The following is a 19,250-nucleotide window of genomic DNA, read 5'->3' as shown; positions in this document are numbered from 1 at the left end:
CGAAGGAGGGATACGTCGCGGTCCCGGACGACGGTTCGGGACCGATGTCACGGATGACTCAAACGGCGTTGGCGGCGGCCTTGAGGACGTCGCTGACTGCCGAGATGAATGCTTCGGTGCGCTCGCCGCTGGTCTTGCCGTCCAGCCAGTTCGACGTAAAGCTGAACGTCACCGGCGTTTTGCCCACGAGCATCTGCCCGGCGAAGCACAGGGCGTGGAACGTCCCCCAGTCGAGACTGCCGCCCTTGCCATAGGCGAGCAGCCCTTGGGGCACCGTCATCCACACCGCGTCGGCCATCGCGGAGATTCGCTTGAATTCGATGAGTGACGTCGGCTTCGTGAAGACTTTTCCTGCCAGCACCTGCTGATACCAATTCACGAGATCGTTGGCCGAACTGGTCATCGATTGCTTGTCGTTGATGACATCGGTGCGGGGTGAGAGAAGATGATTGTCGTAATAGACCTTCTCGTTGTGCTCCAGCTTTTGCATGCCGTCCCAGCCGAGATCGACACCCGACGGCGCGCCCGCCAGATAGGAAAAGAGGACGCGCGTGGAATCGGGGATGCGAACCGTGTTCAGTCCCATTCGCCCGACCAGTTCGCGCACGCGCGCCGGCCCGACAGCGGCTAGCGTGATGTCGGTGCTGATGTTGTCGCTGTGTGAAATCATCGACTCGAGTGCGGTTCGGAACAGCGTCTGTCCATTCAGTCCGATGAGCACTGGGCTGCCCGGCGTGCGCACGGCGTCACTAACGGTGCAGAGTTGGGTGCCGGAGAGTTGATTGCGGCCGGACTCAACGTCAAGCAGGAACTGGCCGAGGATATACGTTTTGACGGCACTGCCGACGAACAGGCGTTGCTCCGGCGCGTAGCCGGCACGCCAGCCCGGCCCTTGGGGTGGGGTTACGGCAACGAGGCAACTGGTCGTTTTCGGCGCGAGGGCGACAAAGCGGTTGATGGCGGTGTCGAGATCGGCGCGCCCGGCAGCGATGGCGCTGGTTGCGGGCGACAGCAACGCCGGTGCAGCAAGTGACGCCGCCGTGAGTTTCAGCGCTTTTCGGCGGGTGGGACGAAAATCGGTCATCGCAAAAGGCTCCTGGAAAAGGGACGGTGAGCAGCGTGCCGAGCGCTGCTTGCCGCTGCGGCGAGGCCGGGGCAACGTTAACACGCGGGCGGCGCCGTCGCGATCCCTTGTTTTGGGTAGGTAGAGGGCCGACTGAACTCAATTCCGCAACCATCGACGGCGCCACCAGGCGCTAAAGTTGAAAACGCCGGCTGAGGCGTTCGCGTTAGCCGCTTGACCCGTGCTGGCTCCGCTGGGTCATTACACCTCAGCGAAACAACCAGCCGGCGACCGCCTTCGTGTAGCGTGGCATCACGACGTAGACCATCAGCAACACGATCACCGCGGAACCGGCCATCCGGGCGACGATCGACTCGCCGGGGAAGGGCCACAAGGCGAATACCGGCCCGAGCAGCCAAGGCACCAGGACCGACAAGGGAAAGATTGCAGACCACGTCACCAACCACTGCTTCCATGGCGTGGCGGGCTTGTGCGCAGGAGGCTCGAACCAGAATTCCAGTCCCGTGCGGATCTGGTAGCGATCGCCCTTCGGCAAAAAGGGCTGCATACGCTTCAGGAATTCGCGGCGTTCGGCAGACTCCATCCAGCGCGTGAGGTTTTCAAAGCCGTCAAAACGAATGATCACCACATAGGTGTGCTGCTGACCGAGGGGCCGGATCACATCGGTGGAAAGATAGCCCTCGAAGCGCTCGCAAGTCTTTCGGATGTCGGCGAGCCATTGCTCGTAGCGATGCGTCGCTTCGGGAATGATCTCGTGGGTAATGATGCTCGTGACGATGTCGCTGGGCTCGCGGGTCATGATGGGCAATGCGCAGGGCGTGATGGGGAGAACGCCATCATCAAATCACAGTCCAGCGGGCTCACCAATAGCACAAAGGTGTGCCGCGCCCGACGCGCGTGAGATAGACGTGCACATCGCGAGCCGTGAACGGCTGATTGACGCCCAATCGGGGGGAAGCGCATTCTAGCGAATCGTCCGAGGCGGGCAGCCCGGGCGGTTAATACCAAGTGACGATGGCGGCGCCGGCACAGAGCCATTAGTCTTCCTTGTGATCGGCCGTCAGGCGTTGCAGCACAACACCCGACGCCCTCCAGCACCGTCGGCACCTCGAGTCGCAGATGGCCGGCGAGCGGTGCCGACACACTTGGTGCGGCCGCCACGGTGGCGGCCCGCGGTGCAAATGCAGCCCACGCCGGTTTCAACCCGAAGTTGCCCTCGCTATTCCGCCATTCCTTCCTCGGAGCGCAGACGATGAATACGATCACCACCCAAGACGGCACGCAAATTTTCTATAAAGACTGGGGTAGCGGAAAACCCGTGGTCTTCTCGCACGGCTGGCCGCTCAATGCCGACGCCTGGGACGCGCAGATGCTCTTCCTGGTACAGCACGGCTGTCGTGTCATCGCGCACGACCGTAGGGGACATGGGCGTTCCAGCCAGTCGGCGCATGGCAACGATATGGATACCTACGCAGACGACTTGGCGTCGCTGCTGGACTCGCTCGACATTCAGGGCGCTACGCTGGTCGGTCACTCGACCGGCGGTGGCGAAGTCGCGCACTACATTGGCCGGCACGGCACCCAGCGCGTCGCGCGCGCGGTATTGATCGGCGCGGTGCCGCCGATCATGGCCAAGTCAGCCGCCTATCCGAACGGCTTGCCGCTCGAGGTGTTCGACAACATCCGCAAGAGCGTGGCAGACAATCGCTCGCAGTTCTACAAGGACCTGGCGGTGCCGTTCTTCGGTTTCAACCGTCCGGATGCCAAGGTGTCGCAAGGCACCGTCGACGCGTTCTGGGCGCAGGGCATGACCGGCAGCATTCTGGGCCAGTATCTGTGCGTCAAGGAATTCTCGGAAGTCGACTACACGGAAGATCTGAAGAAAATGACGATCCCGACGCTGATCCTGCACGGCGACGACGACCAGATCGTCCCGATCGGCCATGCCGCCGAGCTGTCGGTCAAGATCGCCCCCAACGCCAAGCTCAAGGTGTACAAGGGGGCGTCCCACGGCATGTGCGTGATCAACGCCGATCAGGTCAACGCCGACCTGCTGGCCTTCATCAACCCGTGAGCTTGCTGGGCGTTCTGATCAGCGTGTGTTAACCGAGGTGCTCTATGGCTCCCCTCCCGCCGTCGCCGGATGTTTCATCTGCGGTTGCTCGCAAGACGTGTTCGCTACCGAGCTGGATCTACTGGCTCGCGCTGTTGCTATTGTGTAGCGCTTATCTGCAAGGTGGCATCGACAAGGCGATGGATTTCCCGGGCGCCATCGCCGAGATGCGGCACTTCGGTTTGTCGCCGGCCGCGCCAATGGCACTGGCCGTTATCGTGCTTGAAATCGGCGCGTCACTGTTGATCCTGACGGGCCGGTGGCGGTGGTTGGGGGCGTTGGCGTTGGCCGGATTTACGCTGGCGGCGTCGTGTCTCGCCAACCGGTTCTGGGCCGCGCCTCCCGAGGCGCGGCTGATGCTTGCCAACGGCTTTTTCGAGCATCTCGGACTGGTGGGCGGATTCGTCGCCGTCGCTTGGTATGACCTGAGCACAAACGTTTGCCGAGGATCGTGATGACACGCTTTCGCTCGTCTCATTTGACGTGAGGCGTCTCGTCGGGGGAGCGGGTAAGGAGATCCCGGTGCCCGAGCAAGGCGAACGCCGTATCCTGATGCCGCTCATGCGGTCGCTACGAGGTCGCCGCCCCGACGAGATGTGTCCTATGAGCGCAGGCGCGCCAGCTTATCGGCCTCCACCGCCCGCACCACCGGCACCGCCACCCACCCCACCGCCAACCCCGCCGCCAACCCCGCCGCCCATGCCGCCGCCCATGCCACCTCGGCCGCCGGTACCGCTGCCGCGCGCCGGAGGCATATCCGGCAGCGTCACGCCGCGCTCGCGCGCGCGCTCCTGCATCTGGCGGTGATGTTCCAGTCTCAGGGCCTCACGCTCGCGCACCGTCTTGGCGGCACGCATCTTGGCGCGATACTCGTTACGTTCGCTCGGCGTCATCAACTGGCTGCCGTAGATGGTGTCTCGCGACTGCGTTTGTGTCCGGTCTCGGGTTCTGTCTTGAAGCAGGTCTTTGTCTTTCAGACGGTCTCTGTCCTGAAGCTGATCCTTGTCCCGCAACTGGTCTTTTGTCTGGTCCTGAGCTACGGCGACTCCCACGGTTCCGCCCAGTAGCAAGGCGAGGGTTGAGGACAAGACCAACGAGGCAATCAATTTGCGCGATTTCATGGTGTTCTCCAATCGTTGTATGCAGGGCAATTCCTGCCGGGTTACGAAACGACCAATGCGATTGCGACGAGCGACGGCTTTCCAACCACGTCTGATGCTCCTGAACGTGATAGCCGCTCACCCCTCTGCGCTTGCGCGACGGCCGCAATGGCATGCGCGCAAATCGATACGACGGCCATTATTTCGTCGGCCAGACGTGGCATGCTTACTTCCTCGGCGCGGGCGTCGCGGCGAGCGCCATTCGTTGTTGCTCTGCAATCTGGGCGATCTGGTCCGCCTGTGTGTCGTTCATCCTGGCGCACAGAAGGAATCCGATTTTCATGACGGCTCCGGCGGTGACCGGTGCCTTGGCCACCAGGCCCAGCAACGTGCCGGCCAGTTCCGGATTCGGTGCGGGCTTGATCAGTTCGCTTTGCAGGTTGCCCATCAAATATGGCGCGGCGATCTTGCCGCTGGCGGCCAGCGCCGGATCGACCTCGCCGCGCGCCGTGTTCAAGCGCAACAGATTGCTGCCACTGAATTGCTGCGCGGCTGTCATACCCAGCGATACGCCTTGGCAGCGCGGTGAACTGTCGAGCGAATTGCGCACGTTGACCGCCGGACCACCCCCCGGGCCCGGAATGAAGTCGGACGTGTCACCGATCGTCGGCGTGGTTGTCTCGGTTCCCGGGTCGGGCGGCGTCAATGGATCATCCGGGTTGGACCACCCGCCCCAGTAACGCAGGCGCGTGCGGCCCACGTCCTCCAGGCGGGCCGCTCCACTGCCGTAGCGGCCGACCCCCTCGGGCACTTGCCCATTGCCACGTATGCCGCTGCCGCCGCCGAAGCGCTCAGCACCTGGCGAGGGATGAGAGGTGGCGCCCTGGTGTTGGCCGCTTTCGTGACCCTCGTGTCCGTAGCGCGTGCCATGGCCTTTTTCCACGGTCCCCCCGGTTTCCCCGCCTGCATCATGTCCGCCACCGCCACGCCCACTGCCGCCGCCGTTATGGCCACTGGCACCGCCGCCGCTGTCATGCCCTCCGCTGCTGCCGCCACTGTCATGGCCGCCACCTCCGCCTGCGTCTTGCGCGTTGGCGAGCCCGATCACAACAGAGACGATTGGCGTGCCAATGCGCTCCGGCGCGAGCAGAGATGTGCCGATTGCCGCCATGGCAAGCATGGCGACCCGGACCTTATGTTTCATGATGGCGCCCATTTCTCGTGGCTCGAACGTTCAATGGCGAATGACGTGACCAACTGCGCGCGGCGGCGATCAGCCATGCGCTTCCGCAATCGCTGCGCGCACTGCTTCTGCAATGGCACCAAGTTCGGCATCCGAAATACCAGTGGGTAGCGTCAGCGTCATGATCTTGTTGATGGCGTCGACAGTTGCGGTACTGACCGGCAATGTCTTGTCGGACGCCGTGCCAATGAACACCGCAGCAAGAAGGAGCGCACGGGTCGCCGACGTGCTCGCGTCGTAAGTTCCCGAACTGCTGACGATCTGACCGGTGGTCAGCAGATTTTTATAGAGCGCCAGGTTTTGTAGTGGCGAGTCGACCATGACAACCGACGTATCGGTGAACGTCTGCTTGACTAACGTTTGCAGCGCCGCGACTTTCTGATCCATGGTGAGCGCGGCGTTGTCTGCGATCGCCAGAACCTGGTTATAGAACGCCGGTTGCATGCTGGAGAGCGCATCGGCCAGCGAGCGGTCAAGCACATGAGACGGCGCGCGGGCTACGTTCAGGCGACCCAGTTCAAGATCCGAAGGAATGCCTTCCTGCGCCCAAGCCGGTTTGCCTCCTTGAGTGCCCGGGGCTGGCTTGGAGCCTCCGCCGCCATACTTCGGCCCTTTCGCATCGCTGTCGGCGCTCGGGCCGCCTTGGCCGGAACCGCTTGAACCCGCATCAGTTGACGAGCCGCGCTTGCCCTTGTTGCCGCGCTCGGCGCTTGGCCCGCCCGCGCCCTTCGGTGTGCCGCTCTGAGCATGCGCGGATGAGATTGGCGCCAGTGAAGCCAGCCAATTCGGGGCGGTGCTGCTGACACTCATGACCATGCCGAGCGACGCTGCGGTGGCAATGACGATTCTGGTCATGGATAGGGGTTTGGTGGACATGAATTTCCTCTCGTTGCATGGATATGGAAGTGCGCCGATTCACGTGATCAGGGCCGAATGCACTCGTGTCGACCTGTATTGTTCGACTACATTTTTGCAGCTTGCACGCTGCGGATATTGATGCGCATCAAGGGCATTGCATGCAGCCGAGCGGCGCGGATGGCGTTTGTCTGAGGCAACCCGAAGTCCGATGCGCAGCGTCGCATTTATGCGGCAGCGTGCCGGCGGATTCGGTGCCGGCGACGCATAATTCGCAGGGGACGATCAGTGCGAAAAGGGGATGACCACGCGGGCCATCACCGTGTACTGATTGAAATTCTCGGTCGGGACGCTTGAATTGAGTCGTCGTGCGGTCACGCTCAGGTCGAGCAATAGATTCCGATGAAAGCGGTAGCTCATCCCCAACGTGGCGCCGTAGTAGTCGTCGCTGCGGGGAATGCCTTTATAAGCGACGTGGGACAGCGAGCCGGTGCCCCTGACGGTCAGTTTTTCCGTCAAGCGTTGTTCGACGCCGAGCGATGCGTAAGTGTTCAAATAGCTCGACGACACCAGCAACAAGCTGGGCGACGGTGTTGACGTGACGGTGGTTTCCTCGACCGTTCGGTCGAGATAGGCCGACACAGTGGTGCGATCGGTAGGTACCCATTGCAGCGCGGCGCCTACCACGGGCGCGGTGACGTCGACGAATCGCGGATCTCGATAATCCTGTCGCAGCCACCCGGCGAATGCATCGAGTTTCAATACGCGAGGAATGTTCCATCGGACGCCGGCCAGATAGCGCATCCCGGTCGAGTCGCGCTCATAGCCGAGATCGTCGACCGAGCTGTTGTAGTACCGGTTATCGAAGGCGATCTGAACGTAGGGCTCGATGCGTGGCGTGACCTCGTATCCGACGCGCACGCCGCCGGTGTACTGCCAGCGGTCGCGGTCGCTATTGTTGATGATGTTGACGGCGCCGCTGCTGGTGAGGAAGTTGACGTTGTTATAAGTGAGCTGCTGTGCCGTACCCGCCACGCGCACCGAGACCCGACCGAACTGATGAAACACACCGCCATACAGGCGCAATTGATGGTATTGAGTGGGTGTCAAACCGTTACGCGCCGAGGGCGACTCGCGGTCTTCGTGCTCTTGTGAGAAATGCACGCCACCGTAGACGTTGGTATTCGCACTGAAGTCGTAGCGGCCTTCAGTGCTTAAATGGAAATCGTTCGAATTCTCCGACGTGTAGGTCGAGTAGCGTGTACTGTCCAAGGACGCGTGAAAATCCAGTTCATGCTTGGCCCAGTTCGATTCGGCCCGGATCGCCGGAGAGAAGATCCAGGCCCGGTCGCTCAGGCGAGTGTCGTTCGGCAAAAAGTAGACATTACTGTCATACATCCACGAGGTGGCGAGCTCTGGATAGATCAGGAACGATCCGAGCGAGAACGGTGCGCCAGTGGCACTCGCCGGGCTGGCCGGTGTGGGGATGCGATCCGGGGCCTTGCCCGGAACAGCGTTATCGCTGGGTGCTTGCGGTGGCAGGCTGGGCACCTGAGCCGCGGGCGATGGCGGTTCGCCGGTGGGCGATTGCGCCACTTTGTCCTGGGCAAGCACCGGGGATGACCACACCAGAGCCGTGGCAATCAGGGACAGCAGATTGCTGTGCCGCAAGCGTAGCCGCGCCGGCGCCTCGGCTCGCCGCACGACACCGTCGTGCCTTGATGGCTTGCCAGCCCTCGTTCTTGCTCGCCCAAATTGCATGTTCGCCTCTCTGAACCCATGTTATGGTCATGTGCGCTATCCAGCATGCGCATGTCGAATCCGACTCTTGGTCGAGCATAACCATGGCTTTGGCGAGGGACTTTGACATTATTCAAATAGTTTTGACATATTCATGCGTGTTGCGTAATGGCCTCAATCGTCGTTCTCCGCTGGATTGCGGGTTCACAATGCACTGATGCAGACGCATACGCGCGGGATGGTCCCCTGCCCAGCGGGGTCCCATCAACGACATTCATTGTGCCGTCTGCCGCAGCGGCTTCGTTGCCCGCCTGACCCACATCCGGTCAAGCGCCCAGACCGCGAGCATCGTCGCGCCCATCAGCGGAAACACGACGCCCAGCACGACCAGGGACACGATCCAGCCACGCATGGGAACGCGCATTGGCATTCGCGCGGGTGCGCCCAGCGAGCGAGACGGGCGGCGTATCCACCACATCGCGGCGCCTGTGGCTGCCATGGCGAAGAGCCCCATCGAAATCAGCGCGCATAGCCATTGATTTGCGGCGCCGAAGTATCGGCCCATGTGCAGCGACGTGCCATACGAGATCGCCTGCGCGACGCCGCCATAGGCGTCGTAATCGATGTCGCGCAGCACCGTGCCGCTGTACTGGTCGATGTGCAGGGTGCGTTCGTCGCGCGGATCAGGCGGGAAGTAAGAAACGGTGTAGACGCCATCGGCGCGCGACGGAACGACCAGGCTGTATCCGCTGCTCACGCCTTTGCTCGCCGCGATTTCCATCACGCGGTCGATGGGCAGCGCACCCTGAGCGCCAAGTTGGGCGATCGTCAGCCCGTTCTTGGCGCCACCGCCACCGTGCGCGGCATGTTCGTCGGCGGCGCTTGCGCCGCCGGCTTGAGACGAGGCGCCCATGCCTTGCATTCCGATCATTTCCGGATCGCCGTGATCGCCATGCATGGCGATCATCTCGTGCGCCGGCACCTTCGAATTGGGCACCGTCGTGTCGCCCACGGCCCACGGCATTTGAGCGATCGGTAGATCATCCATCTTTGTCGGCATGCGAGAGCGTACCGGCGCTTCGCCCCACGCGCCGGCAGGATAGCCCATGCCCGCTTGCGTCGCGATGGCCTTGAACTGCTTGCCCCACGAGCCCGACCAAGGCAACCCGGTGAGCACAAACGCCAGTCCGCCCGCCGCGAGCCAAAGGCCCGCGACGCCATGCAGATTGCGCAGCAGAGGCCGGCCACGCAACTGAAGTCGCGGTTTGAGCGCACCCGCCCATGTCGCGCTGCCGCGCGGCCACCACAGCGCCACACCAGTCGCCAGCATGACCAGTGTCCAGCAACCGGCCAGCTCCATGAGCAACTCCCCCGGTTTGCCGAGCATCATCGCGCGATGCAACTGGCGCACCTGCTTCATCAGCCGATGCTCCACGCTCAGCGTGCCCAGCACCTCGCCCGAGTACGGGTTGACGTACACACTCTCGCGCTCGCCGCCGGGTAGGCGGAAGATGAATTCCGCGCTTCGTGCCGGATCGCGATTCACCTCGACCGAACTGATCGTGGCGCCTCGCGGCAGCGATGCCGAAGCACGTTTCATGAGCGTTTGCTCGGTCAGGCGAGGTGCCTGTGACGCGGCAACGACCATTCGGTCGTGATAAAGCCACGGTTCAATCTGTGGTTGAAAGACGTAGATCGTTCCCGTGACGGCCAACACCATGAGCCAGGGCATGACGAACAGCCCGGCATAGAAGTGCCAGCGCCACAGCGTGCGATAGCGGCTGGCGACCTGATTGGCCGGCACGTCGCGCATCGGCGTGAAAGGTATCCCCATGATTCGTGATCTCCTTGGCCTGCGATTCAGATGGCGAACTTGCCTTCGATGAAGAAGGTGCGGCCAGCGTAGGGGTGATAAACGAAGTAGCGCGTGTCGAACAGGTTATCCACGCCGATACCGATTTGCGTGCGCGCAGTCGGTTTGTAGGTGAACTTCGCATCGACGACGGTATAGGTGCTCGTGCCGCCAAACGTGTTCGGATTGTTGTCGCTATTGGTCAGCGTGTTGTACTGACGGCCCGAGTAACGAATCGCGCCGGTCACTGCCGTCTTCGCATTGAAGCGGTAGGTCGCCACCAGATTCGCGCGCCACAGCGGAATCCGATAGAAGTACTTGCCAACTGACGCTGGATTATTCGTATTCGCCATGATCTTCGACTGCGTGTACGTCAGGCCGGCGGCGATGTCGAGGCCTTGAAAGAGGACGTCCTGACCGTCGAAAGCCGTATCGATACCGCGCGAGCGAACCTTGTCGATGTTCTGGAAGTTCGTGACGTTGGGGAACACGGTCGTATTTATCTGACTGAAGATCGTGTTTTTCACGTCGTCCTGGAACAGCGAAACGCGCACCTTGCCGACCTCCAGTTGCCACTCGGCGCTCAACTCCTTCGCGAGATCGTCTTCTGGGCGCAGTCCCGGGTTGTTGTTGACGATGTTCGTGCCGGTGATCGAGCCCTGGAAGAGCTCGGAGACGGTCGGGAACCGGTAGGCGCGTGCGATGGATGCGCGCAGCGTCAGGTCTTGCGTCGCCGCGAACGCTAGCGACAGCTTCGGCGAAAAGTGGCTGTCGGACGATCCCGCATACGGCACCGTCAGGCCGCCGAGCGTGCGTGCCCCAGAATAGGCGCGCCAATCTTCGTAACGCAGACCTGTGGTCAGTTTCCAGCGCGGCAGGAACTGCCATGTGTCCTGGGCATACAGTGCCTGCGTGAGCGTATTGCCGCCGAACGCATTGGCGAGCGACGTATCGTTTCCGTTGACCCATGCCGACGTGTTGAACGTGCGGTTATCGAGGAAATACGTGTCGAAGTGATAACCGAACGCCAGCCAATGTGCGCCCGCCCCGACCTGGGCGGGCGTATAGGTGCTGCGCAGGTCAATCGACTTCCAGCCGGTACCGTCGCCATACGTGACCGTCCCCGGTCCGTTGCCGGGCGCTCCGGTGCTGGCCGTGCGGGCCTCGCTTTGCGAAATATCGAAGTACGACGCGATGGCTTCCCAATTCCAGCCGGATTTGTGGCGTGTCTTGAGCGACAGGCCGTAAAGCAGGTTCTCGCTCACGCCCTGACTCGGCGCAAAAGCCGATGCCGGAATGACATATTGGTAGCCATTGATGTTGACCGTCCCTGAATACACCGGATTGCCGTTCGCATCGCGCAGGAACGTGCTTGTCTGGCTGTTGTAGTTCTGGTGCCAGTAACCGAAGCTAAAACCGCCTTGCAGCGTCGGGGTGAAATCGTAGGTGGCCTTGAGCTTGAGCTGGTCTTGCGTCACACGCTCGATGCCTTCTCCGTTCACGCCCATCACCACACCCGGCACGCCGTTCTGGTCGCGATAGGAATACGCGCCGCTCACGACCTTGGCGCTTGCCGTGGCAGGCGTGGTCGATTGCGTCGCCGTGTAGAACTGGAGCGGTTGTCCCGTGTTCTCCATGTGGTCGACGCCCACCAGCAGCGACAGGTTGCCGAACTTGTCGCCAACGCTCGCACTCACGTTGCTGCCGTTGAAGCTTCGATTCACACCGAACAGATTGAAGTGCTGCGTGAACCCTTGGATCTTCGCGTCCGTGACGAATTTGTCGGGCATGCGGGTGCTGACGAGAACGGTCGCGCCGATCGAGTTGCCGGGATACAACGCCGAAAACGGGCCGTAGATCACATCGACCTGATCGATTTCCTCGGGGAACACCATCGACCAGCGCGGCGCGAACGTCCATGTATTGCCCAGGAAGTTGCTGAGCAGCAAACCGTCGGCATAGACGAGACCCCGCGCGGTCTGCGAATTGCTCGTGCCACGCACGGCGATCGTCGAATTCAGATCGCCGATGAAGCGGCGGCGCACGGCCATACCGGGGACGTAACGCAATGCATCTTCGGTCGTCTCGACATTCTGATATTGCAGTTGGTCTGCGGTTACCGTCGCACTTGACGACGGCAGATTGGGATCGAGTACGCGCTTGGGCAAGCGCTCTGAGGACGCCGTCACGGACGTCGGTGCGAGTTCGACCGCAGAAGCGGTCGGGGTTTGATCGTTGTTATCGGCGGCGTGGGCGATGACCGGCAACACGGCGGCCAGCGCGAGCGCCAGCGGCGTCTTGGGCGCAAAGGGAGAGAGCATGGATTTTCCTGACTGCGATGAGCGAATGACGACCGGCAGGCCAATGCATTGCAATGGCTTGCCGGGCAAGAAAAGGCGTCAATCAGGAACGGTGCGGCGGGGCCCGGGCGGGCGGAATGTAGGCGAGCGGACGGGGTTGTGGCGCGACGGCCGACGTCGGACCGGCCCGGGCGATCCAGACAAACGACACCGCACTTGCGTGCGGCGGCATGACCAGCGGCGGATGGTTCGCAAGTAACGAGCAATAGCCGCAGGCGTCACCGTGCCCGCCATGATCGGCGGCCGGTGCGTGACGCATGTCCGCGTGCGAATCGTCGTGCGCGATGGTTGGCACGGCCGACGGCGTCAATCCGTCTGCGGTACAGAAGGTTGCGTCGATCTGCGAAACGCTCGCGCGGTGCGCGGCCAGCCACTGGCTCACGATCGGCGCGCAAAGCGCCAGGCACATGGCGGTCAAGCCAAGCCATGCGCTGAAACGTTTGCGTGAGCGAGTGAGCATCGTGGTGAAAGGCCGATTTTCGGTCCGCCGGGATGGCCGAATCTGGAATTCGCCCGGATCGTATCACGAATGCGTCGCATTCGCTAAAAGGTGGGTCTCCGATATATCAAACGCCGCTTCGCCGCTTGTCCGCCATCCACACCCAAGGTGGCGACGAGGAATCTCATGATGTCTTGCGTCGCTTGCGTGTGGGCGTGGAGGGCGCCAGCCGGACGTCACCCTCTGCCAGCCTCTCCGCCAACGCGTCGCGCATCAACGCGACTGGGCGAGCGAGCCGGCTCGGCAACGCGCCGTGCACGAGCCAGACGTTGAGCCCGCTTCGGAACTCAGGCACGTCGAGGACTTGCAGCGCCTTGGCATGCGCACTGCGTGCAAGGACTTCGGGGGTGGCCAGTCCTATGCCGAGGCCGCGCGCAACTAGCGACAACTGCAACTCCGAGCCGAACGCTTCCACCGCGACGTTGAACGGCAATCCGGCCATCGCCATCGCCCTGGCAAGTCCCGAGCGCATGCCGCAACCGTCCTGATTCAGTACCCAAGGATGATTCGCAAGATCGGCGAGCGTCACCGGCTTGTTGGCCAGCCCGAAGGCGCTGGGCGCGACGACCACCATGGGCTTGCGCGAGAGAAGCGTCGACGTCACACCTTCGGGCAACGCCACGCTCTCCGGCAGTAGCACGACGGCGGCATCCACCTTTGCCTGCTCGAGACTTTGCAACAGTCCCGGCGACCATGCCGCCGTTACTCGAAGCGTCAGCTTCGGGAAGGTGTTGCGCAGAAAGTCGATGGGTTGTTCCAGCGCAAGCGCCGAGAGAAATGGCGGCACGCCGATACGGAATTCGCCCGACGGCTCCGTATCGGGCGAGGTAACGGCTTTCAGGTCGTCGACCGCGCGCAACACCGTGCGGGCCAATCCGTACACCTCGCGTCCGGCAGGCGTCGGCTTTAGCGGCTTGCTTTGCCGGTCAAGCAACTCGACGCCCAGCATCTTCTCCAGATTCTGGACGCGTCGTGTGAGACCGGGTTGCGTCAGGAAAAGCTTCTCCGATGCCTGTGCCATCGATTCGCTTTCGACCACGGCGACGAAAGCCTGCAAGTCATGTGTGTTCAAAACAAATTGGCATAATGAATATAAACATAATTCAATTGTGGCATAACGAACCTGTTCCTACAATCAGCCGAACCGTCACCCCCTGTGACCTTCAGTCATTCATCGGAATCGAAACATGACTCAGCCGGCTACCCCCTGTTCGCGCGACGCCGTCGTCGCGCCCATGCCACCATCGCCAGCGACGCCTGTCACGTTGACCACGCCATTGACAGTATTCTTTGCCGCCGCGGTCGGCATCGTCGTCGTGAATCTGTCGGCGGCGCAACCGTTGACCGGGCCTGTCAGTCGCGCGCTGAAGCTGCCCACGGAGCTTGCGGGTCTGATCGCAATGCTGCCGCAGCTCGGCTACGCGACGGGTTTGCTACTACTCGTGCCGCTGTGCGATCTGGTCGAAAATCGCAGACTCATCTTTCGGACGCTCGCCTGCTGCGCCGCGTTTCTTGCGCTCGCCTCGTTCGCGCAGTCGGGCGGTGTGTTCCTCGTGTCGGTGTTCCTGGCGGGAGCGACGTCCAGTGTGATCCAGATGCTCGTGCCGATGGCTGCGTCGATGGCCCCTGAGAGCCGTCGAGGGCGGGCCGTCGGAAACGTGATGAGCGGCCTGATGCTGGGCATTCTGCTGTCGCGTCCACTCGCGAGTCTGATCGCCGGCGCGTGGGGTTGGCGCACGTTCTACGGCGTTGCGGCGTTGGCCAACGCGTTGCTTGCGATCGTGCTGTACGCCCGGTTACCGAATCGCAAACCACAGGCCGGGGCACGTTATCCGGCTTTGCTTCGCTCGCTCTGGACGCTTTTGCGCACAGAGCCGGTCCTGCAACGGCGCGCCATGCAGGCGGCGCTCGCGCTCGGCGCATTCAGCGCGTTCTGGACGGCTATCGCACTCCTGCTCGCACAACCGCCGTTTTCGCTCGGAATGCAGGGGATCGCGGGCTTCGCACTGGCTGGCGCCACGGGCGCCGTCGTGACACCGCTCGCCGGATATCTGGGGGATCGTGGGCACGGTCGCACGACGCAGTTCGTCGCCCATCTCGCAATGATTGCCGCTGTGCTCATGCTTGGCGCTGCGGGCGCCGGATGGGGCGGGTTCTCGCCAACGATGCACCCGGGCCTGGCGCTTGCGCTCCTGGTTGCCGGCGCCGCAACTCTCGACGCCGGCGTCATTACGGACCAGACGCTCGGACGGCGCGCCATCAACCTTATCAATCCGCCGGCACGCGGCCGGTTGAACGCACTCTTCGTCGGGATCTTCTTCGTAGGCGGCGCGTTTGGCGCGGTGCTCTCGGGTGCCGCGTGGGCGTGGGAAGGATGGCGTGGCGTGTGCGTCGTCGCGCTGGGATTCAGTGGCGCGTTGTTCATCCTCGGCTGCGTGGACCGTGCGGCGGGTCACCCCTGATGTGTGGCGGTGGTTGTGCGCGGGGAGACGTCCACCGGGCGTTCTGAACACCGCCGGCGTCGTCAGCACCGCCGCCACGACGAGACGTCGCACAGTGTCAGGCACCGCCGTCAGCCACATCGATGGCGGCCCGGGCGGTAACGCCAAATTTCCGCGTCAACCTCCGATTGACACCCATGCCAGGCCAGCCGATGATGCAAAACCGTCGTCATCGGCGGCTCCCGGCCTCGGGCAAGCCCGTCTTACCGGCTTCTGAACTATGTCGCCGGACATGCGCGACCGTTTCGTCATACTTGATTTCGAAGCCATTACCGACGAAAGTGCAACTTGTCTCGTCACCCGTCGTTATGAACCGCTGCAAGGCGCGGCGCTGGCGTTTCTGGAGACGTTCTGGCGCGTGGCGCGGGAGTTGGCCGCCTCGTCCGACGGTCCGACCCGCCGGATCTTCAGCATGGTGGACGCGGCGGGTGAGGCCGGGCGCGGTGCCGGCTCCCATGTGAGCGCACGGCAAACCCTTACCCAATACGGCTGATCGACGATGGCAGCGGTTGCGGACGAACGCGATGCCCATGCGTTCAATTTCGTCAACCCTCCCATAACTGTCTGGGGGACGCTGATGGGACGGTTGCCCTTTAAAGTCCGTAGCTACGGTGAGATGACATCGAATTTTGCGGCGCTGGGCAGCCCAAATGCCACAATCGGCATGCGCACAGTCCTTCGCGGGAAGGACGAATCGGGTCATCTGGAAATCCGTCGCTCAATTCAAGCCGCGCGATCGTCCAGGCTCGAATCCCAGGCATCGTGCTTGAGCGCAGGTATCAGACATCATCCCGTCGTAGATTGCGCTATTGACGCGTACGTGCGACATCGGTCACCGCCCCGGGGGGGGAACTGCGGCCAACGTACCACCACGAACTTTCCCGTTTGACGGTTTCGCCGTCCGGCGGGGAGACTCCGAAGATTGATCAGTGCGTGCGACGCGTGATACGGTCGAACGCAAATCATTGATTGCACACACGCTAATGGCATCGAAGGGACAAGCATTCGCGGCGGAGGCACGGAATTTCCGCGGCGTTTTGGGGAATCGGGGAAGTCGTAATGTGTTCGGCCGTTGGTTGCGCCGTACGCGCGGCATGGTCACCGGTTCGCTGCGGTCGTTCGTCATGCTCACGACGATGATCCCGGCCGGCATGGCCCTGGCCGCAGCGCCATCGGTAACGCCGACAATGCCCGCCCCGGCGGCCATGGCGCCGTTGTCGTCCGCCGTGCCCGACATCGCGCTCTACTACGGTCGCGACCTGCCGGTCGACGCGCTGCAGTCCTTCGATTGGGTCGTCATCGACCCGACACAAACTTCGGCGCCCGACGCATCGCTCACCCCGCATACCACTTGGTTCGCCCGCCTGGACGCTCGCGACACCGTGCAAACGCCAGAGGCGTTCGTCGACGCGCGCGTCGCGCCGCTCTGGGCGAAAGGCTATCGTAATTTCCTGATCGACGACGGCGCGCCGCTCGTGGCTGATGCCGATAGCGACGCGCGCATCGCCGCGCGCGTGAAAGCCGTGCGCGCCCGTTATGCCGATGCGCGTCTCGTACTGCGAAACCACTTGAGCCTGGCGTCGTCGCTGGCCCCCGCGCTTGCCGGTGTGCTGGCCGACGGGTTGTTGCATCGATACGACGCTCGGGCGATGATTTTCGTCGACACACCGGCCGACGCGCGACAGTCCGCGCTCGACCAGCTCAAAGCGTTGCGCGAGCAATCTCATCTGCCGACGTTTGCGATGGACTACTGCGCGAGCGCGGATGTGGCCTGCCGTCGCGATACGGCGCGCACGCTCAATCAGACAGGCGTGCGTGCGTTCGTCACGGATCCGGACGTTGAGACGGTCGGTGTCGGCCGCATCGAAGTGATGCCGCGCAAAGTGCTGATGGTGCAGGCGCCGGGCGACGGCGAACCCATCGACCTGACGACCGGCGCGCGCGATATTTCGATGCCGCTGAACTACCTCGGTTACGACGTGCAGTATGTCGACGTGAACAAGGGCCCGATGCCGGCCAATGTACGTACCGACCGCTATGCGGGCATCGTCGTATCCATCGATCGCAATGTGAACAATGCCGGCGCGTGGCGACGCTGGCTGCTGGCCCGAATTCATGACGGCATGCGCGTGGCGGTGATCGGACAGTTCGGTTTCCCGATCGATCAGCAGACGGCTCAGGTGTTGGGCTTCGAGCGCGTGGCGGGCACCGTGCCCGGCTCGGTGGTGCCGAGCGTGGTGAGCAAGGCGCCGATGATGGGCTTCGAGATCATGCCGACGCCCGACGTGCGCGACGCCCTCGGCGTGCGCGTGGGACCGACTGGCCAGCCGCTGCTGCGCCTGCAAGCGGGCACCTACACTTACGACATGGCCGGCATGTTGCCGTGGGGCGGCTATACGCTGAACCCCTATGGGGTGACGTCGCTGGCCGGCATCGGGCAGGAGCGCTGGGCGATTCAGCCGATCGATTTCCTGCGCCAGGCGTTGGCGCTGCCGCAGATGCCAGTGCCCGACGTGACCACCGAGAACGGCCGCCGACTGATGTTCGTGCACGTCGACGGCGACGGCTTCGCCTCGCGCGCGGAATTCCCGGGGGTCGACTACGGTTCGATGGCGCTGTATGAACAGATCTACACGAAGTACCCTGTGCCCACGACGCTGTCGGTGATCGAGGGCGAGGTCGGCGCGAAGGGGCTGTATCCGAAGATTTCGCCGCGTCTCGAAGAGATTGCTCGCAAGATGTTCGCACTGCCGAACGTCGAGATCGGCACGCACACCTTCTCGCACCCGTTTAATCTGGAGCAGATCAACCAGACCACCGGCGAGCGTATCACTGGCAAGGCGAACAAGGAGTGGGGCGGAGACGATGCCTTCTCGCTCGACATCCCCAACTACAAGTTCAACCTCGACCGCGAGATCCAGGGCTCGATCGACTATATCAACGGGCGTCTTGCGCCTCCGGGCAAGAAGGTCGTGGTGCTGCAATGGCCGGGCGATGCGCAGGCCCCCGCGATTGCAATTCGCAAGGCATGGGCCGCGGGCGTGCTGGCGATCAACGGCGGCGATACGATCATCACGAAGACGAACAACAGCTGGACCAACATCGCACCATACGGCGTAGCGAAGGGCAGCCTGCCGACCGAGTTCCAGGTGTATGCCGCCGTGATGGACGAAAACGTCTACACGAACGACTGGCTCGGGCCCTACTACGGCTACACGCGCGTGCTCGAAACGTTCGCCATGACCGACAAGCCCATTCGCTTCAAGGCAGTGAACCTCTACTACCACATGTACTCGGGCACGAAGGTCGCATCGCTCAATGCGCTCAAGGAGGTCTATAACGCGGTGCTCAAGCAGCCCGTGTTCCCGATCTTCACCACGGAATACATCCGCCGCGTGCTGGACTGGCGTCGCGTGGCCGTGGCGCGCGAGGTGGCCGCCGACGGCGCCACGCGCTGGCGCGTGCGCAGCGGTGCCGATTTGCGCGAAATGCGCTGGCCGGGCACGGGTGTGCCGGACATGGGGACGTCCGATGACGTCGCGGGTTATCTGCCGGGGCCGGGCGGGCTGTACATCCACATGGGGGGCGACACCGCCGAGTTCTCGATCGCCCCGAAGGGCGCCGAGCGCACGCCGCACATCGACGAAGCCGCCGGGTTCATCCGCGACTTCCAGCGCACCGGGCGCAACCTGTCGTTCCGCTTTGGCGGCTACTACAAGCCGTTCGTGAGCGTGGCCAATGCCGCTGGTTGCCGCATCAGCGTCGACGGTGCGGCCAAGGGGCGTGCCGATGGCGCGGGTCGCCTGCGCGCCGAGGTCTCCGGCGTTGCCGAGAAGCCGGTCGTCATGCATACCGTGGGGGTCGACTGTGACTGACGCCGCTCGCCCCGATCCCGACAGGATT

At 63.0% G+C, this 19,250-nt stretch carries 15 protein-coding genes; 5 read left to right on the top strand and 10 right to left on the bottom strand.

Features of this window, described 5'->3' with window-relative positions:
- Positions 1-58: 58 nt before the first annotated feature.
- Positions 59-1,084 (bottom strand): serine hydrolase, encoded by a 1,026-nt coding sequence (locus PanNE5_RS00665; protein ID WP_261938975.1) that lies wholly within the window; start codon positions 1,082-1,084, stop codon positions 59-61.
- Between the two features lie 247 nt (positions 1,085-1,331).
- On the bottom strand, positions 1,332-1,883 hold the full coding sequence (locus PanNE5_RS00660) for an antibiotic biosynthesis monooxygenase (protein WP_261938974.1): 552 nt from the start codon (positions 1,881-1,883) through the stop codon (positions 1,332-1,334).
- Between the two features lie 453 nt (positions 1,884-2,336).
- Here PanNE5_RS00660 and PanNE5_RS00655 point away from each other — a divergent pair, with 453 nt between their 5' ends.
- Together PanNE5_RS00655 and PanNE5_RS00650 are read left to right on the top strand one after the other, a co-directional pair.
- Entirely contained in the window at positions 2,337-3,158 is an 822-nt protein-coding gene (locus PanNE5_RS00655; RefSeq protein ID WP_261938973.1) for an alpha/beta fold hydrolase, read from the top strand.
- Positions 3,159-3,202: 44 nt separating this feature from the next.
- Complete coding sequence (locus tag PanNE5_RS00650; RefSeq protein ID WP_261938972.1) at positions 3,203-3,652, top strand: DoxX family protein; 450 nt, start codon at positions 3,203-3,205, stop codon at positions 3,650-3,652.
- A 168-nt stretch (positions 3,653-3,820) separates the two neighbouring features.
- On the opposite strand, the gene PanNE5_RS00645 is transcribed toward PanNE5_RS00650, so the two are convergent.
- The 8 genes from PanNE5_RS00645 to PanNE5_RS00610 all read right to left on the bottom strand — a co-directional run bounded on the left by PanNE5_RS00645 (position 3,821) and on the right by PanNE5_RS00610 (position 13,918).
- Positions 3,821-4,318, bottom strand: coding sequence for a hypothetical protein (locus tag PanNE5_RS00645; protein ID WP_261938971.1), 498 nt, complete (start codon positions 4,316-4,318; stop codon positions 3,821-3,823).
- A gap of 205 nt (positions 4,319-4,523) precedes the next feature.
- On the bottom strand, positions 4,524-5,513 hold the full coding sequence (locus PanNE5_RS00640; RefSeq protein ID WP_261938970.1) for a hypothetical protein: 990 nt from the start codon (positions 5,511-5,513) through the stop codon (positions 4,524-4,526).
- A 57-nt stretch (positions 5,514-5,570) separates the two neighbouring features.
- Positions 5,571-6,416: a hypothetical protein gene (locus tag PanNE5_RS00635; RefSeq protein WP_261938969.1), complete on the bottom strand. Its 846-nt coding sequence runs from the start codon at positions 6,414-6,416 to the stop codon at positions 5,571-5,573.
- Positions 6,417-6,680: 264 nt separating this feature from the next.
- Positions 6,681-8,099 (bottom strand): outer membrane beta-barrel protein, encoded by a 1,419-nt coding sequence (locus tag PanNE5_RS00630; RefSeq protein ID WP_261938968.1) that lies wholly within the window; start codon positions 8,097-8,099, stop codon positions 6,681-6,683.
- Positions 8,100-8,409: 310 nt separating this feature from the next.
- Complete coding sequence (locus PanNE5_RS00625; RefSeq protein WP_261938967.1) at positions 8,410-9,969, bottom strand: PepSY-associated TM helix domain-containing protein; 1,560 nt, start codon at positions 9,967-9,969, stop codon at positions 8,410-8,412.
- Between the two features lie 26 nt (positions 9,970-9,995).
- Complete coding sequence (locus PanNE5_RS00620) at positions 9,996-12,308, bottom strand: TonB-dependent receptor (RefSeq protein ID WP_261938966.1); 2,313 nt, start codon at positions 12,306-12,308, stop codon at positions 9,996-9,998.
- 82 nt (positions 12,309-12,390) lie between these two features.
- On the bottom strand, positions 12,391-12,807 hold the full coding sequence (locus PanNE5_RS00615; protein ID WP_261938965.1) for a DUF2946 domain-containing protein: 417 nt from the start codon (positions 12,805-12,807) through the stop codon (positions 12,391-12,393).
- Positions 12,808-12,970: 163 nt separating this feature from the next.
- On the bottom strand, positions 12,971-13,918 hold the full coding sequence (locus tag PanNE5_RS00610; protein ID WP_261938964.1) for a LysR family transcriptional regulator: 948 nt from the start codon (positions 13,916-13,918) through the stop codon (positions 12,971-12,973).
- A 163-nt stretch (positions 13,919-14,081) separates the two neighbouring features.
- Here PanNE5_RS00610 and PanNE5_RS00605 point away from each other — a divergent pair, with 163 nt between their 5' ends.
- The 3 genes from PanNE5_RS00605 (at position 14,082) to PanNE5_RS00595 (ending at position 19,222) form a co-directional block, all read left to right on the top strand.
- Complete coding sequence (locus PanNE5_RS00605) at positions 14,082-15,308, top strand: MFS transporter (RefSeq protein WP_261939904.1); 1,227 nt, start codon at positions 14,082-14,084, stop codon at positions 15,306-15,308.
- Between the two features lie 259 nt (positions 15,309-15,567).
- Entirely contained in the window at positions 15,568-15,840 is a 273-nt protein-coding gene (locus tag PanNE5_RS00600; RefSeq protein ID WP_261938963.1) for a hypothetical protein, read from the top strand.
- Positions 15,841-16,408: 568 nt separating this feature from the next.
- Positions 16,409-19,222 carry a sugar ABC transporter gene (locus tag PanNE5_RS00595; protein ID WP_261938962.1) on the top strand — a complete coding sequence of 938 codons (2,814 nt, stop codon included), beginning with the start codon at positions 16,409-16,411 and terminating at the stop codon, positions 19,220-19,222.
- The last annotated feature ends 28 nt before the right edge of the window (positions 19,223-19,250 follow it).

It is taken from the genome of Pandoraea sp. NE5 (genome assembly GCF_024363545.1).
Classification (GTDB): Bacteria; Pseudomonadota; Gammaproteobacteria; order Burkholderiales; family Burkholderiaceae; genus Pandoraea; species Pandoraea cepalis.
The sequence above is the reverse complement of the archived record's forward strand: the minus strand, read 5'-3'. Positions and strand labels throughout refer to the sequence as shown.

What these genes read in the sequence shown, in the direction of transcription:
- PanNE5_RS00665 (WP_261938975.1), bottom strand. Translation starts at nt 1,084, where the DNA reads ATGACCGATTTTCGTCCCACCCGCCGAAAAGCGCTGAAACTCACGGCG.
- PanNE5_RS00660 (WP_261938974.1), bottom strand. Translation starts at nt 1,883, where the DNA reads ATGACCCGCGAGCCCAGCGACATCGTCACGAGCATCATTACCCACGAG.
- PanNE5_RS00655 (WP_261938973.1), top strand. Translation starts at nt 2,337, where the DNA reads ATGAATACGATCACCACCCAAGACGGCACGCAAATTTTCTATAAAGAC.
- PanNE5_RS00650 (WP_261938972.1), top strand. Translation starts at nt 3,203, where the DNA reads ATGGCTCCCCTCCCGCCGTCGCCGGATGTTTCATCTGCGGTTGCTCGC.
- PanNE5_RS00645 (WP_261938971.1), bottom strand. Translation starts at nt 4,318, where the DNA reads ATGAAATCGCGCAAATTGATTGCCTCGTTGGTCTTGTCCTCAACCCTC.
- PanNE5_RS00640 (WP_261938970.1), bottom strand. Translation starts at nt 5,513, where the DNA reads ATGGGCGCCATCATGAAACATAAGGTCCGGGTCGCCATGCTTGCCATG.
- PanNE5_RS00635 (WP_261938969.1), bottom strand. Translation starts at nt 6,416, where the DNA reads ATGTCCACCAAACCCCTATCCATGACCAGAATCGTCATTGCCACCGCA.
- PanNE5_RS00625 (WP_261938967.1), bottom strand. Translation starts at nt 9,969, where the DNA reads ATGGGGATACCTTTCACGCCGATGCGCGACGTGCCGGCCAATCAGGTC.
- PanNE5_RS00620 (WP_261938966.1), bottom strand. Translation starts at nt 12,308, where the DNA reads ATGCTCTCTCCCTTTGCGCCCAAGACGCCGCTGGCGCTCGCGCTGGCC.
- PanNE5_RS00615 (WP_261938965.1), bottom strand. Translation starts at nt 12,807, where the DNA reads ATGCTCACTCGCTCACGCAAACGTTTCAGCGCATGGCTTGGCTTGACC.
- PanNE5_RS00605 (WP_261939904.1), top strand. Translation starts at nt 14,082, where the DNA reads ATGCCACCATCGCCAGCGACGCCTGTCACGTTGACCACGCCATTGACA.
- PanNE5_RS00600 (WP_261938963.1), top strand. Translation starts at nt 15,568, where the DNA reads ATGTCGCCGGACATGCGCGACCGTTTCGTCATACTTGATTTCGAAGCC.